This window comes from Ancylobacter sp. VNQ12 (assembly GCF_049445835.1).
In the GTDB taxonomy this organism is placed as follows: Bacteria; Pseudomonadota; Alphaproteobacteria; order Rhizobiales; family Xanthobacteraceae; genus Ancylobacter.
The window spans coordinates 86,007-99,153 of the sequence record NZ_JBMSDU010000008.1 but is presented as its reverse complement, the minus strand read 5'-3'; the positions used below and the strand labels follow the sequence as shown (position 1 = coordinate 99,153).

Below are 13,147 nucleotides of genomic sequence, written 5' to 3'. Positions count from 1 at the left end.
TCGGGTTCATTGCCGCCATGAGCGTCGACCTTATTCGCTATGACCTGCTTGTTCAGGACGCGTTGCGCGCGGTGGTGCGCCGCGTCCTCACCGATGTCGCGCGCGACGGCCTGCCGGGCGATCATCACCTCTACATCTCTTTCGACACCACCGCGCCGGGGGTTCGCCTCTCGCCGCGGCTGAAGGAGCGGTACCCCGAGGAGATGACCATCGTCCTGCAGCATCAGTTCTGGGACCTGATCGTCACCGAGGTCTCGTTCGAGGTCGGGCTGTCGTTCAACGGCATTCCCGAGCGGCTGTTCGTTCCCTTCGCCAGCCTGAAGGGTTTCTTCGACCCCTCGGTGAAGTTCGGCCTGCAGTTCGAGCCGGCTGGTACTGAGGACGACGACGCGACGGAGACTGCCCCCTCGCCGGCCCCCGTGGCACCGATCGCGATGACCCGGCCGACCGCGGTGCCGACATCGGTTCCCAACACCTCCGTGCCGGTGACAAAGCCGGCGGCGAGCGCGCCCGCCAGATCGGAAACCAAGCCAGCCGCCCGCACGGAGGCCAAGCCGAAGGGTGAGGCCGGAGCCGAGGCCCGGCCGGAGGCGAAGCCCGCACCATCCAAGCCCGTCGAGGTCAAGCGTCCGCCGGCGCCCGCCGCCGCGGCGGCGCCCAAGGAAGGCGCGAAGGAAGGCGGCAAGGGTGAGGCCAGGGACGAGGCCAAAAGCGACGCTCCCGGCGGCGCGCAGGTTGTCCGGCTCGACGCCTTCCGCAAGAAATAGCCGCGAAAGAGTTCTCCCGTGAACAGCCATCATGAGGTGATCGTCGTCGGGGCCGGTGCCGCTGGTCTCGCCGCCGGCGTGCGGCTGCACAATGCCGGCATCGATGTTCTCGTGATCGAGGCCGCCGAGCGTACCGGCGGGCGGGCCTTCACCGACACCGCGACCTTCGGCGTTGCCTGGGACCGGGGCTGCCACTGGCTGCATTCCGCCTCGGTCAACCCGCTGCGCGCGGCGGCGGACGAGCTTGGCCTTACCTATCTCGCCCGCGGCTCACGGCAGGCGCGCGCGACGCATCTCGGCGAGCGCTGGGCGAACGAGGCTGAGCGCGAGGAGGTCTGGCGGGCGATCGATGGCGGGTTCGCCGCGATCCATCGCGCCGGCGACGAGGGCCGCGACATCGCCGCCAGCGAGGCGATCGACGCATCGAGCCCGTGGATCCGGCTGATCCGCCACTGGGCGACGCTGATGACGGCGGCGGAGATCGAGAAGGTATCGACACTCGACTATGCCGCTTATTCCGACACGGCGGAGAACTATCCGGTCGAGAAGGGCTATGGCGCGCTGGTGCAGGCGGTGGCGAACAAGGCCGCCCCCAATCTCGCCGTCGTCACCGGCTGCCCGGTGACGCGCATCGACTGGTCGGGCGCGGATGTCGCGCTGGAGACGCCGCGCGGCCGGCTCACCGCCCGCGCCGTCATTGTCGCGGTTCCCACCACCGTCATCGCCCGCGGTGCGCTGACCTTCGCGCCGCTGCTTCCGGTCGAGCTCGCCGAGGCGTTCGAGGCGCTGCCGCTCGGCGCGGCGGAGAAGGTCGCCTTCCAGTTCGACCGTGACGTGTTCGGCGTGCCGGCGACGACCTATGTTGACACCATCGACTTGCGCGATCCCGACCGCCGGCCGATCAATTTCACGCTCAATCCGTTCGGCGCCCACATGGCGATCGGCCAGCTCGGCGGCGACAATGCCGCGGGGCTGGTCCGAGCAGGCCCGAAGGCGATGGAAGATTTCGGCCTCGCTGCGCTGAAGGACGCCTTCGGGGCGGACATCGCCCGCCACGTCACCGGCGTCGCCACCACCTCATGGGTGGCCGATCCGTTCATCGGCGGCGCGTATAGCTGCGCGCTGCCGGGTCTCGCCCACAGGCGGGCGCGGTTGTCGCAGACGCTTGTGCAGCCGCTGGGCGAGCGCGTATTCTTTGCCGGTGAGGCGGTCTCCGCGCACGCCTATTCAACCGCGCATGGCGCCCATCTCACCGGGCAGGCCGCGGCCGACGCCGCGCTGGCGCTGCTCGCCGGGAGGGCCGCGTGACGGTGCTGACCCTCGTCGCGGCCGTGGCGGAGAACGGCGTCATCGGGCGCGGCGACGAACTGCCCTGGCACATCTCCGGCGACCTCAAGCGTTTCCGCGCTATTACCTGGGGCAAGCCTATCCTGATGGGGCGGCGTACTTTCCAGTCCATCGGCAAGCCGCTGCCGGGCCGCACCAGCGTCGTCATCACGCGCGATGCGGATTTCGTCGCCCCGGAAGGGGTGCTGGTCGTACCCTCATTCGATGCGGCCCTGCGCAAGGGCGGGCAGGAGGCCGAGCGGCTGGGGGCGGACGAGATGGCGGTGATCGGCGGTGCGCAGATCTATGCGCTGGCCTTCCCGCATGCCCGGCGGCTGCGGCTGACGCAGGTGCATGCCGCGCCGGCCGGCGATGTGCACTTCCCCAGTTTCGACCGGGGCGAGTGGGAGGAGGTCAGCCGCGAAGGCCCGTTCCAGGGCCAGAAGGACGAATATCCCTTCAGCCTCGTCGATTACGCGCGGGCGTAAACCTTCCCGCCGTCAGATCGGCCGGCCCTCGACGCTGATGGTGAGCGTCTTCTCCATGTCCTCGACCGATTCGAGGTGCGGGTAGATCGCCAGCGCCTGCCGCGCCGCTTCCAGTGCGTGCTTCTCGTCGCCGATTTCTTTGCAGATGATGGCGATGCCGGCCCAGGCGCCATAATGGCGCGGCTCGCGGGCGACGACCTGGCGCAGGTCGACCAGCGCGTCGGCGAAATCCTGCTGCAGGTAGAACACGGTGGCGCGCTTGTTCCAGGCGTCGAGATGGTCGGGGGAGACCCGCAGCACGCCGTCCAGCAGCTCGATGGTGAGATCGTAATCCTTGGCCTGCAGCGCCTGCGAGGCGCGGCTCATCAGCACGTCCGTCGTGTCGCTGCCCGACGGAGTGAGGGCGATCTCGATGCGGTCGGCGATGCCCTTGGCGGCCTCCTTGGTCGGCGCGGCCTTCAACGCGGCAAACAGGGCGTCGAGGCGCTTGGCACGGTCCGGCTCCGGGTTGGCGGCGTCCGCCAGCGGGCTCCGCCGCGGGCCGGTCGGCTTCTCCGCCGCCGCCTTGTCGTCCTGCCGGTCGCCCTTGCCGCCATGCTCGATGACGGGAGCGTTGGCGGCCGGCGGGTTCACACTGAACGGCGCCGACGACTGGGCCAGCGCGGCGGCGGGGGAGGCGGCGATGATCACGGCAGCAAAAAGGGCGCGCATAGTTCCCAGTTTAGGAACGATGGCGCCCTCGTCAACGTCGTGGGCAGCAGACCGCGAAAACGTGAACGCGGCCGGCTGCATCGGGAAAGCCCGGCAAAGACCGGGCGATCCGTGCTCAGCCCTGGCGGGCCTTGAAGCGCTTCTGGGTCTTGTTGATGATGTAAACGCGGCCCTTGCGGCGCACCAGACGGTTGTCGCGGTGACGGCCGAGCAGCGACTTGAGCGAATTGCGGATCTTCATGACACGTAACCTTCGGATCGATTGCGCCTGCGCATGAGGCGGCGCCGCTATGGCCGCGCCCCGATCCGCGAGCTTTAAATTCGAGGCCGGCTGATAGCGGAGGGGAGGGGGCTTTGTCAATTGCAGCGCGGGTTTTTCCCCGTAGGGCTGCGGTTTCGCACCCGTAGCAGTCAGTCCGCGGCCTCGCCCCGCGCGCGCTTGAACGGCGCCATGCCGGCGCGGGCGAGTTCGTCGGCGCGCTCGTTCATCTCGTCACCGGCGTGGCCCTTCACCCAGTGCCAGCGCAGGTCGTGGCGCTCGATGGCGGACTCCAGCCGCTCCCACAGGTCGACATTCTTCACCGGCTTCTTATCGGCGGTACGCCAGCCATTGCGCTTCCAGCCGGCGATCCATTTGGTGATGCCGTTGCGCATATATTCGCTGTCGGTGTGCAGGTCGACCGTGCAGGGCCGCTTCAGCGCCTCCAGCGCCGAGATCGCCGCCATCAGCTCCATGCGATTGTTGGTGGTGGGCGATTCTCCCCCCGACAGTTCCTTTTCCGTGCCGGCATAGCGCAGGATCGCGCCCCAGCCGCCAGGGCCGGGATTGCCCGAGCAGGCGCCGTCGGTCCAGATCGCGACAATGCCCTTGGATGCTCCCCTGGGCGCGGCTTTCGGCGCGTCGTCGCCGAAGACGCGGGCGGTACCGGGTGCGCTCTTCACGGCCTGATCCCGTAGTCGCGCGGGCTCTGCACCGAGCGGTGGAAACGCAGGCGCCGCAGATAGTCCAGCGGGTCGTGCGGGCGCACCAGCGCGCCGGGCGGTACGTTCAGCCAGTCGACCAGACGGGTGAGCAGGAAACGCAGCGCCGCCCCGCGTGCCAGCAGCGGTAAGGCGGCGATCTCGGCGGCGTCGAGCGCCCGCTCGGCCTGATAGGCGGCGAGCAGCGCCCGGCCCTTGGTGAGGTTGTACGAGCCGTTTTGCTCGAAGCACCAGGCATTGAGGCAGATGGCGATGTCGTAGGCCAGCAGGTCGTTGCAGGCGAAGTAGAAATCGATCAGCCCCGACAGCTTCCCATCGGTGAAGAAGACATTATCCGGGAACAGGTCGGCATGGATCACGCCGGCCGGCAGCCCCTTGGGCCAGTTCGGCTCCAGCACGGCCAGCTCGTCGGCGATCAGCGCGTGCAGGCCGGGCGCCACCGTGTCGGCGCGCGTGCCGGCGGTTTCGAACAGCGGGCGCCAGCCGGGGACGGAGAGCGCATTGACCCGGTTGAGGGCCGTGAAGTCGGCGCCGGCCTTGTGCAACCCGGCCAGCGCGGTGCCGAGCGCGGCGCAGTTCGCCGCTGTCGGGCGCCGCACCGAGGTGCCGACCAGGAAGGTGGCGATCAATGCCGGGCGGCCCGCCAGCATGCCGAGCGCCACGCCCTCGCGATTGCGCACCGGCTGCGGGCAGTCGATGCCGCGCTTGGCCAGATGCTCCATCAGCCCGATGAAGAAGGGCAGGTCGGCCGGATTCACCCGCTTCTCATAGAGCGTGAGGATGAAGCTGCCGGCCTCGGTCTGCAGCAGGTAGTTGGAATTCTCGACCCCCTCCGCGATGCCTTTGAAGGCGCGCAGGCGGCCGATTTCATAGGTTTCGAGGAAGGCTTCGAGCTCTTCCGGCGACACATCGGTATAGACAGCCATGGAACCGTATCGGGCCTATTCGGCCGCGTCTGGACGAAGCTGCCGGGGCAGCGGGAAGAACACGTCCTCGTGCGCGGTGTGCACGGTCTCCACCTGGAGCGTGTAGCGCTCGGCGAAGGCGTCGAGGATTTCCTCGACGAGCACCTCCGGCGCGGAGGCGCCAGCGCTGACGCCCAGCGAGGAAATGGCGCCGAAGGCGTTCCAGTCGATCTCGCTCGCCCGCTGCAGTAGCGCGGCGACGCGGCAGCCCTCGCGCTCGGCCGCCTCGCGCAGGCGCTGCGAATTGGAGGAGTTCGGCGCGCCGACGACGATCATCGCGTCCACCTGCGGGGCGACGCGCTTCACCGCCTCCTGCCGGTTGGTGGTGGCGTAGCAGATGTCTTCCTTGTGCGGCGCCACCATGGCGGGGAAGCGCTGCTTCAGCACCGCCACGATCTCGGCGGTGTCGTCGATGGAAAGCGTCGTCTGGGTGGTGAAGGCGAGGTTTACAGGGTCGCGCGGGGTGAAGTGGCGCGCCTGCTCGGCGGTCTCGACCAACGTCACGGCGCCCTCGGGCAGCTGGCCCATGGTGCCGACGACCTCCGGATGCCCGGCATGGCCGATCAGCACGACTTCGCGGCCCTTCTTGTGATGGACGGTGGCCTCGCGGTGCACCTTGGTGACCAGCGGGCAGGTGGCGTCGATGGCGAAGAAGTTGCGCCGCGCCGCGTCCTCCGGCACCGAACGGGCGACGCCGTGGGCGGAGAATATGACGGGGGCGGAGGTGCCGGCCGGGACTTCGTGGAGTTCCTTGACGAAGACGGCGCCCTTGGTCTTCAACCCTTCCACGACATATTTGTTGTGCACGATCTCGTGGCGCACATAGACCGGCGCGCCATAGATCTCCAGCGCCCGCTCCACCGCATCGATGGCGCGCACCACGCCGGCGCAGAAGCCGCGCGGGGCGCACAGCAGGACGCGCAGAACTGGCTTGTCGGCGGCGCTCATCGCTTCATCCATCGGGGCCTTTCCATCGTCATGGGTGGAGCGGCCCGCGCTGTCAAGCGCGTGCCGGCGGGTGCAGGTCACGATCACGGTGCCTTGGAGGCTGACGATCCCGCTGGGTTGGGAATCTCACGGATGGTGGCGGGAGCGCACGCGCGTTCTTTGGATTTGCAGGACGGCGCGCGGGGGCCTATATTCAGTTGATCCCGGTCATCGCGAGACGGTCCGAGGCTCCGCTCCAGAAGGGCGGCGGAGCGCGTGAGAGCGTTTGCGCGGCCGCATACCAATTGAATGGAGACGCGCCCCATGGCCAACGCCCCCCTCATGCCGAAGGCCACCGCGGTGTGGCTGGTGGAGAACACCGCGCTTACCTTCGACCAGATCGCCGATTTCTGTAAGCTGCACGTGCTCGAGGTGAAGGGCATCGCCGATGGCGAAGTGGCTCAGGGCATCAAGGGGCTCGACCCGGTCACCACCGGCCAGCTCGCCCGCGACGAGGTCGAGCGCGCCGAGAAGAACCCGAACCACCGGCTGAAGCTGCTGGAATCGAAGGTGCGCCTGCCCGAGCCCAAGCGCCGTCGCGGTCCGCGCTACACGCCGGTATCGAAGCGCCAGGACCGGCCGAATGCGATTCTCTGGCTGCTGCGCAACCATCCCGAGCTGAAGGATAGCCAGATCATGCGTCTGGTCGGCACGACCAAGACGACGATCGAGGCGATCAAGGAGCGCACCCACTGGAACGCGCAGAACCTGACGCCGATGGATCCGGTGACGCTCGGCCTGTGCTCGCAGATCGACCTCGACATCGAGGTGCAGCGTTCCTCGAAGGATCGTCCGGCGGCGCTCACCTCCGAGGAAGGCTCGACCCTTCTTCCGGCGGACGTCACCACCGCCCCCGGCGTGCTCGACGAGCCCTTCGCCCCGGCGCGCAAGCCGCGCGAGGAGACGATCGACCTCGAAACCGTGTTCGCCAAGCTCGGCGGCTCGCGCAAGGGCGCGGCCGAAGAGGAGGAGTGAGCGGCGCCTGCACCGTTCTCACGTGACGATCAGGGGCGCTCGGGCGCCCCTTTTCTTTCACGGCGGCGGCAATGTCCGTCGCCTCTGCCCGGCGAGGTTCCGATGAGTTCTTTCGACGAACCGGCGGCGGTGGCGCGCTATGCCGAAGGCCCGCGTCGTCTTGTGCCCGGCTTTCTCGATCTTCAGCGCATGGCGCTGCTGCTGCTCGCCGAGCGCGCGCCTCACGACGCCCACATCCTGGTGCTGGGGGCCGGCGGCGGGCTGGAGCTGAAGGCATTCGCCGACGCCCAGCCGGGCTGGCGCTTCGATGGCGTCGATCCGTCGGCCGAGATGCTGCGGCTCGCCGAGGCGACGATGGGCGCGCAGGCGTCGCGGGCCCGTCTGCACCAGGGCTACATCGATACGGCCCCGCTCGGCCCGTTCGACGGTGCCGCGTGCCTGCTCACGCTTCACTTCATTCGCAAGGCCGAGCGCGCCGCGACGCTGCGGGCGGTGCATGATCGGCTGAAGCCGGGTGCGGCCTTCGTCACCGCCCATCACAGCATTCCTGGCGATGAGAAGGAGCGGGCGTTGTGGCTCACGCGCTATGCCGCCTTCGCAACCTCCTCGGGCGTTCCGCGCGAGCAGGCCGAGAGCGCGGGCGCCGCCATCGCGGATCGCCTGCCGCTGCTTTCGCCGGCCGAGGACGAAACGTTGCTGCGCGACGCCGGCTTCCGCGACGTCGCGCTGTTCTATGCCGGCTTTACCTTCCGCGGCTGGGTCTCGCGCGCCTGAGAGCGCCTCGCGCTAGGCCGCCGAGACCTTGGCGAGGCCGCGGGCGTGCAGCGCCGTGGCGATCTCGTCCAGCGAGGCCGGGTCGTCGATCGTCGCCGGCATGTTCCAGCTTTCGGCGTCGGCGATCTTCTTCATCGTCCCGCGCAGGATCTTGCCGGAGCGCGTCTTCGGCAGGCGGTTGACGGTGATGGCGAGGCGGAAGGCCGCGACCGGGCCGATGCGCTCGCGCACCAGCGCCACGATCTCCGCCTCGATGATCGCCGGTGAGCGCTCGACGCCGGCCTTCAGCACCACGAAACCGCAGGGTACTTCGCCCTTCAGGTCGTCATGGATGCCGATCACCGCGCATTCCGCGACGTCCTGATGCGCGGCGAGCACTTCCTCCATGCCGCCGGTGGAAAGCCGGTGGCCGGCGACATTGATGATGTCGTCGGTGCGGCCCATGATGAAGAGCTGGCCGTCCTCGTCGCAGAAGCCCGCATCGGCGGTCTTGTAGTAGCCAGGGAACTCGGCGAGGTAGCTCTCGGTGAAGCGGAAATCCTGCTGCCACAGCGTCGGCAGGCAGCCGGGGGGCAGCGGCAGCTTGATGGCGATGGAACCCATCTTGTTGGCGCCGACCGGGTGGCCGGCCTCATCGAGAATGTCGACGCGGTAGCCGGGCATAGGCACGCCCGTGGAGCCGACCTTGATGGCGAGCGCACCGAGGCCGACCGGATTGCCGGCGATGGCCCAGCCGGTTTCTGTCTGCCACCAGTGATCGACGACCGGCACGGCGAGCTTCTTCTGCGCCCATTCCACCGTATCGGGGTCGGCGCGCTCGCCGGCGAGGAACAGCGTGCGCAAGGACGAGCGGTCGTAGCGCTGCATCAGCAGGCCCTCCGGGTCCTCCTTCTTGATGGCGCGCAGCGCGGTGGGCGCGGTGAACAGCGCCGCCACCTTGTATTCCTCGATCACCCGCCAGAACGCGCCGGCATCCGGGGTGCCGACCGGCTTGCCCTCATAAAGCACCGTGGTGCAGCCGGCGAGCAGCGGCGCGTAGATGATGTAGGAATGCCCGACCACCCAGCCGATGTCGGAGGCCGACCAGAACACCTCGCCCGGCTCGACGCCGTAAAGCCCCTCCATCGACCAGCGCAGCGCCACCATGTAGCCGCCCGTGTCGCGCACCACGCCCTTCGGCTTGCCGGTCGTGCCCGAGGTGTAGAGGATGTAGAGCGGATCGGTCGCCGCCAGCGGAACGCAGTCGGCGCCACGGTTCTCAGCGAGCGCCTTGTCGCGCAGGCTGGCCCAGTCATGGTCGCGGCCGGGCTGGAGTTGGGCTTCCAGCTGCGGACGCTGGAAGACGATGCAGCCCTCCGGCTTGTGCTTCGACATGGTCAGCGCAAGGTCGAGCAGCGGCTTGTAGGCGACGATGCGGCTCGGCTCGATGCCGCAGGAGGCGGAAAGCACGATCTTCGGCCGGGCATCGTCGATGCGGCTGGCCAGTTCCGCCGCGGCGAAGCCGCCGAACACCACCGAATGCACCGCGCCGATGCGGGCGCAGGCCAGCATGGCGTAGACTGCCTCGGGGATCATCGGCATGTAGATGACGACGCGGTCGCCCTTCTCCACGCCGAAATCGCGCAGCACGCCGGCAAGGGTGCGCACCTGCGCGAGCAATTCGTCATAGGTGACGGTGCGCTTGGCGCCGGCGACCGGGCTGTCATAGTAGATCGCCGGCTGCGGGCCGCGTCCGGCCGCGACATGCCGATCGATCGCGTTGTGCGCGACATTGGTGACGCCGTCGGTGAACCAGCGCCCATAGACGCCTTGCGCCGGATCGAAAATGGTCTGCGGCTCGACGCTCCAGTCGATGGCGCGCGCGGCGTCGCGCCAGAACCCCTCGGGATCCTCGATCGAGCGAGCATAGGCGGACGGGTAGCGGCTGGTGGTCATGTCGAGCGTCTCCCAGGAGAATAATATTGTTCTTGTTTTGAAAGACTTTCCCGGCTCTGCACCGATATTTCAAGAACGCTCAAATGCTTACGACCTTGGTCGAGCCTTCCTTGTTCCGGTTCGGCAACGGCGGCACACAAATGCGAACCGCCGGCCCTGACGAGCCGGCGGCGGATAGCTTCGCACGTCACATTTCCTGCCGGTATCAATCAACCATTGCCTGACAAGGCGGCGCCGTTCCTGCAACAGGACAAGCTTTGCCGGTCATGGACAAAAATTGACTGATGCTCGCTGGCGAGGCTGACCTAGTGGACGGTCGCGCCCCTTAGCCGTGTGATTTCGTCCTTGAGATGAAGCTTTCGCCGTTTGAGATCGGCGACCCGCGCGTCGTTCGACAACGGGCGGCTTATTTCCTCACGCAGTTCTTTCTCGAGAGCCTGATGGCGACGTTCCAGTTCCGCAACATGCGCCTGCATGGACATGGACAATCTCTCCTTGTCTTCGGAAGCGAACGTCATGAGTGTGTCACGAAGCCTCGCGGCTGTCGACGAAACGATGCGCTGCGCCGCAGCATTGAGCCTGTCGTCGTGCGGCATGTTGCAGGGCAGGCCGAGCCCGGCGATACTTCGTCACAAGCCTCGGAAAAAGGGGCGAGTCGGGGTGCGGATCAGGCGTTTGACACAGATGATGGCGGATGAGGAACAGGAGCTGAGGGCTCTCCTCGAGCGCCTGAAACAGGAGCATCGGGACCTCGACGTGGCCATTGCCGCGTTGCAGGGAATGCCCGGCAACGACCAACTTCAGCTGGCCCGCTTCAAGAAGCGCAAGCTGCTGCTGAAGGACCGCATCGGCTATGTCGAGGATCAGATCTGCCCCGATATCATCGCGTGAGTTCCACGCCGGGGCGGCGGGCCGCGCCTTAAGGTCGCGGCGAGGGCCGGGCGGCCATTCCGGCACGGTGCCGGAACGGCCGGTCAGCGATCAGAACTGCGTGAGCAGCACGTCGGCATTGGTGGTGTCGGCCTTGCTCGGCACCGGCTCGACATTGAGGATCAGCACCTCGCCGTCATCGACCAGCGCGGAGTAGCGCTTGGAGCGCAGGCCGAGGCCCGCGGCGGACGCATCGAAATCGAGGCCGAGCGCCTTGGCGAACTCGCCATTGCCGTCCGACAGGAAGACGATCTTGCCGCCGGCATTCGACGCCTTTTCCCACGCCGCGAGCACGAAGGGATCGTTCACCGCGGTGACGGCGATGGTGTCGACGCCCTTGGCGAAGAAGTCATCGGCGCGGGCGATGAAGCTCGGCAGGTGATTCTTGTGGCAGGTGGGCGTGAAGGCGCCGGGAACGGCGAACAGCACGACCTTCTTGTTCTTGAAGATTTCGTCCGTGGACTTCGGCACCGGGCCGTCCTCGGTGGCGACGCGGAAGGTGACGCTCGGCAGCTGGTCGCCGACCTTGATCGTCATGGGTGTTTCCTTTCATGCGCTGAAAACGCGTGTGAGAAGCGGACCTTGGACGTGCGAGTCATAGTCGCGCGCGACCTGCCGGCCCGTTCAGGCGGTAGAATAGCCATTTCCCGTTGACCGGGAAGCGATTTCAGCGTGCAGAAAGCAGGGTGTCGACCTCGACGGCGTGGCCGCCATCCACCAGCGTGAAGCGCAGCTTCGTCGCGCCGACATCCGCGCCCTTGGGGATGCCGTCGACCGGCAGCACGAAGACGGTGCGTCCGTCCGGCCCTGTCTCGCGCTCGGGCAAGGGCAGCGCCCAATCCTCGGTCGGCCCTTCGACGAAGAGGTCCGCCTTGGCCGGATCCTGCACGCGGGCGACCACGCGGATCGTCTGCTGCTTGCCGCCGTCAGGCGGGTTGTCCAGCACGGCGGTCTCGACGGCGGTGGTGCCCGTCGCCCCGAGCCGATCCCGCGCCGGCACGGCGGCGAGGGCACCGGCGAGGGCGGGCGAGGCCGATCCGGCGCCTTCCGCCGGGACGGTGAGGGTCAGCGATGCCGTCGCCGGCTGGCAGATATTCTCGCAGACGGCGAAATCCAGGCTGAGCTTGAGGTCCACCGGCTTGGCGGCGTCGCGCGGGGTGACGCGGAACGGCAGCGTCACATCCTTCTTGTAGCCGATGGAGAAGCTGCCACCGTCGTCGAAGCGCACGGGCGCGGGCCACAGCACCTCTAGGGCGGCGACGTTCTCGGAGCCCGACCAGTCGAAGCGCGGCGGAACGCCGCTGTCGCCGGGATAGCGCCAATAGGTCTTCCAGCCGGGGGAGAGGCGGATCTGCACGCCGCCGGTGAGATCGCCGCCGTTCTTGTCGCCGGCCACGAGCCGCACGGCCGTGCCGCTCGGCGCGGTCCAGGGCGAGCCGATTTCAGCATGGACCGGCAGGACTGCGGCAAAAGGGGCGGCGGCCAGTCCGGCGAGGGCGACGACGAGGCGAAGGCGTTGAACCATGCTCTGCCGATAGCCTCTTGCGGGTCCGGCGAGAAGCGGTGCCGCTCGCACTTTCGTGTGAGCTTCACAGGTGCCGCCGGCTTCCGCTGTGCCGCGGGGGCTTGAAAATGACCCTGCGAGGACTAGGCTTTCTCTCATGTGGATCGGTCGTGAAGGTACTGGCAGGTCAGGCGGCGGCTCGGGCGGGACATTTCTCGAAGGCCAGATGCTCGTCGCCATGCCCGGCATGCGCGACGAGCGCTTTGCTCGCGCGGTGATCTATCTGTGCGCCCATTCCCCCGAGGGGGCGATGGGGATCATCGTCAACCAGCCGGCCAGTAACATCAAATTCACCGACCTGCTCGTCCAGCTGGACGTGATTCCGCAGGAGGAGCGCATCCATCTGCCGCGCAGCGCCGGCGGGGTGAAGGTGCTCAAGGGCGGGCCGGTGGAGACGGGGCGTGGCTTCGTGCTGCACTCCTCCGACTTCTTCATCCAGGATTCGACGCTGCCGATCGACGACGGCATCTGCCTCACCGCGACGCTCGACATCTTGAAGGCGATCGCGGCCGGCGGTGGCCCGGCCAATGCGCTGCTGGCGCTGGGCTATGCCGGCTGGGCGCCGGGCCAGCTGGAGAACGAGATCCAGCAGAATGGCTGGCTGCATTGCCCGGCCGACAGCTCGCTGGTGTTCGATGCCGATGCGGCGGCGAAATACGACCTCGCCCTGCGCAAGATCGGCATCGATCCGGGCATGCTTTCCTCCGACGCCGGTCACGCCTGAGCCTTCGCTTCACCTCCGGG

The 13,147-nt window shown here is 67.9% G+C and carries 16 protein-coding genes; 7 read left to right on the top strand and 9 right to left on the bottom strand.

Going from position 1 to position 13,147, the window contains the following annotated elements; genetic code table 11:
- Window positions 1-17 precede the first annotated feature (17 nt).
- The 3 genes from ACO2RV_RS13145 to ACO2RV_RS13135 are packed head-to-tail and all read left to right on the top strand — an operon-like array spanning window position 18 to window position 2,581.
- Complete coding sequence (locus ACO2RV_RS13145; protein ID WP_423293626.1) at window positions 18-767, top strand: ClpXP protease specificity-enhancing factor SspB; 750 nt, start codon at window positions 18-20, stop codon at window positions 765-767.
- Between the two features lie 18 nt (window positions 768-785).
- Entirely contained in the window at window positions 786-2,075 is a 1,290-nt protein-coding gene (locus tag ACO2RV_RS13140; RefSeq protein ID WP_423293624.1) for a flavin monoamine oxidase family protein, read from the top strand.
- Window positions 2,072-2,581 carry a dihydrofolate reductase gene (locus tag ACO2RV_RS13135; protein WP_423293622.1) on the top strand — a complete coding sequence of 170 codons (510 nt, stop codon included), beginning with the start codon at window positions 2,072-2,074 and terminating at the stop codon, window positions 2,579-2,581. The genes ACO2RV_RS13140 and ACO2RV_RS13135 overlap by 4 nt, the downstream gene beginning before the upstream one ends.
- Before the next feature lie 12 nt (window positions 2,582-2,593).
- On the opposite strand, the gene ACO2RV_RS13130 is transcribed toward ACO2RV_RS13135, so the two are convergent.
- From ACO2RV_RS13130 to ispH, 5 genes are all read right to left on the bottom strand, one after another.
- Window positions 2,594-3,292 carry a tetratricopeptide repeat protein gene (locus ACO2RV_RS13130; RefSeq protein WP_423293621.1) on the bottom strand — a complete coding sequence of 233 codons (699 nt, stop codon included), beginning with the start codon at window positions 3,290-3,292 and terminating at the stop codon, window positions 2,594-2,596.
- Between the two features lie 115 nt (window positions 3,293-3,407).
- Window positions 3,408-3,533 (bottom strand): type B 50S ribosomal protein L36, encoded by a 126-nt coding sequence (ykgO, locus tag ACO2RV_RS13125; RefSeq protein ID WP_013167868.1) that lies wholly within the window; start codon window positions 3,531-3,533, stop codon window positions 3,408-3,410.
- A gap of 170 nt (window positions 3,534-3,703) precedes the next feature.
- Window positions 3,704-4,234, bottom strand: coding sequence for a ribonuclease HI (rnhA, locus tag ACO2RV_RS13120; RefSeq protein ID WP_423293618.1), 531 nt, complete (start codon window positions 4,232-4,234; stop codon window positions 3,704-3,706).
- Window positions 4,231-5,199 (bottom strand): homoserine kinase, encoded by a 969-nt coding sequence (locus ACO2RV_RS13115; protein ID WP_423293616.1) that lies wholly within the window; start codon window positions 5,197-5,199, stop codon window positions 4,231-4,233. Before ACO2RV_RS13115 ends, rnhA begins: the two co-directional genes overlap by 4 nt.
- A 15-nt stretch (window positions 5,200-5,214) precedes the next feature.
- Window positions 5,215-6,186, bottom strand: a complete 972-nt coding sequence (gene ispH / locus ACO2RV_RS13110; RefSeq protein WP_423293614.1) for a 4-hydroxy-3-methylbut-2-enyl diphosphate reductase — start codon at window positions 6,184-6,186, stop codon at window positions 5,215-5,217.
- A gap of 303 nt (window positions 6,187-6,489) precedes the next feature.
- Here ispH and ACO2RV_RS13105 point away from each other — a divergent pair, with 303 nt between their 5' ends.
- Together ACO2RV_RS13105 and ACO2RV_RS13100 are read left to right on the top strand one after the other, a co-directional pair.
- On the top strand, window positions 6,490-7,200 hold the full coding sequence (locus ACO2RV_RS13105; RefSeq protein ID WP_423293612.1) for a DUF1013 domain-containing protein: 711 nt from the start codon (window positions 6,490-6,492) through the stop codon (window positions 7,198-7,200).
- Window positions 7,201-7,302: 102 nt separating this feature from the next.
- Window positions 7,303-7,974, top strand: a complete 672-nt coding sequence (locus tag ACO2RV_RS13100) for a class I SAM-dependent methyltransferase (protein WP_423293611.1) — start codon at window positions 7,303-7,305, stop codon at window positions 7,972-7,974.
- A gap of 12 nt (window positions 7,975-7,986) precedes the next feature.
- Here ACO2RV_RS13100 and ACO2RV_RS13095 read toward each other — a convergent pair whose 3' ends face one another.
- Window positions 7,987-9,909 (bottom strand): propionyl-CoA synthetase, encoded by a 1,923-nt coding sequence (locus tag ACO2RV_RS13095; RefSeq protein ID WP_423293609.1) that lies wholly within the window; start codon window positions 9,907-9,909, stop codon window positions 7,987-7,989.
- Between the two features lie 305 nt (window positions 9,910-10,214).
- A complete protein-coding gene (locus tag ACO2RV_RS13090) occupies window positions 10,215-10,391 on the bottom strand; it encodes a YdcH family protein (RefSeq protein ID WP_423293608.1) in 177 nt (58 codons plus the stop codon).
- A 202-nt stretch (window positions 10,392-10,593) separates the two neighbouring features.
- Here ACO2RV_RS13090 and ACO2RV_RS13085 point away from each other — a divergent pair, with 202 nt between their 5' ends.
- Window positions 10,594-10,800, top strand: coding sequence for a YdcH family protein (locus ACO2RV_RS13085; protein ID WP_423293772.1), 207 nt, complete (start codon window positions 10,594-10,596; stop codon window positions 10,798-10,800).
- Window positions 10,801-10,890: 90 nt separating this feature from the next.
- Here the strand turns inward: ACO2RV_RS13085 and ACO2RV_RS13080 are convergent, their stop codons facing one another.
- Complete coding sequence (locus ACO2RV_RS13080) at window positions 10,891-11,376, bottom strand: peroxiredoxin (protein WP_423293606.1); 486 nt, start codon at window positions 11,374-11,376, stop codon at window positions 10,891-10,893.
- 130 nt (window positions 11,377-11,506) lie between these two features.
- On the bottom strand, window positions 11,507-12,364 hold the full coding sequence (locus ACO2RV_RS13075; RefSeq protein ID WP_423293604.1) for a protein-disulfide reductase DsbD domain-containing protein: 858 nt from the start codon (window positions 12,362-12,364) through the stop codon (window positions 11,507-11,509).
- Between the two features lie 136 nt (window positions 12,365-12,500).
- Here ACO2RV_RS13075 and ACO2RV_RS13070 point away from each other — a divergent pair, with 136 nt between their 5' ends.
- Window positions 12,501-13,127, top strand: coding sequence for a YqgE/AlgH family protein (locus ACO2RV_RS13070; protein WP_423293602.1), 627 nt, complete (start codon window positions 12,501-12,503; stop codon window positions 13,125-13,127).
- Window positions 13,128-13,147 lie beyond the last annotated feature (20 nt).

Excerpts from the sequence above, each read along its gene's own strand:
- ACO2RV_RS13145 (WP_423293626.1), top strand. The coding sequence starts at position 18 with ATGAGCGTCGACCTTATTCGCTATGACCTGCTTGTTCAGGACGCGTTG.
- ACO2RV_RS13130 (WP_423293621.1), bottom strand. The coding sequence starts at position 3,292 with ATGCGCGCCCTTTTTGCTGCCGTGATCATCGCCGCCTCCCCCGCCGCC.
- ykgO (WP_013167868.1), bottom strand. The coding sequence starts at position 3,533 with ATGAAGATCCGCAATTCGCTCAAGTCGCTGCTCGGCCGTCACCGCGAC.
- ACO2RV_RS13115 (WP_423293616.1), bottom strand. The coding sequence starts at position 5,199 with ATGGCTGTCTATACCGATGTGTCGCCGGAAGAGCTCGAAGCCTTCCTC.
- ispH (WP_423293614.1), bottom strand. The coding sequence starts at position 6,186 with ATGAGCGCCGCCGACAAGCCAGTTCTGCGCGTCCTGCTGTGCGCCCCG.
- ACO2RV_RS13105 (WP_423293612.1), top strand. The coding sequence starts at position 6,490 with ATGGCCAACGCCCCCCTCATGCCGAAGGCCACCGCGGTGTGGCTGGTG.
- ACO2RV_RS13100 (WP_423293611.1), top strand. The coding sequence starts at position 7,303 with ATGAGTTCTTTCGACGAACCGGCGGCGGTGGCGCGCTATGCCGAAGGC.
- ACO2RV_RS13095 (WP_423293609.1), bottom strand. The coding sequence starts at position 9,909 with ATGACCACCAGCCGCTACCCGTCCGCCTATGCTCGCTCGATCGAGGAT.
- ACO2RV_RS13090 (WP_423293608.1), bottom strand. The coding sequence starts at position 10,391 with ATGTCCATGCAGGCGCATGTTGCGGAACTGGAACGTCGCCATCAGGCT.
- ACO2RV_RS13085 (WP_423293772.1), top strand. The coding sequence starts at position 10,594 with ATGATGGCGGATGAGGAACAGGAGCTGAGGGCTCTCCTCGAGCGCCTG.
- ACO2RV_RS13080 (WP_423293606.1), bottom strand. The coding sequence starts at position 11,376 with ATGACGATCAAGGTCGGCGACCAGCTGCCGAGCGTCACCTTCCGCGTC.
- ACO2RV_RS13075 (WP_423293604.1), bottom strand. The coding sequence starts at position 12,364 with ATGGTTCAACGCCTTCGCCTCGTCGTCGCCCTCGCCGGACTGGCCGCC.
- ACO2RV_RS13070 (WP_423293602.1), top strand. The coding sequence starts at position 12,501 with ATGTGGATCGGTCGTGAAGGTACTGGCAGGTCAGGCGGCGGCTCGGGC.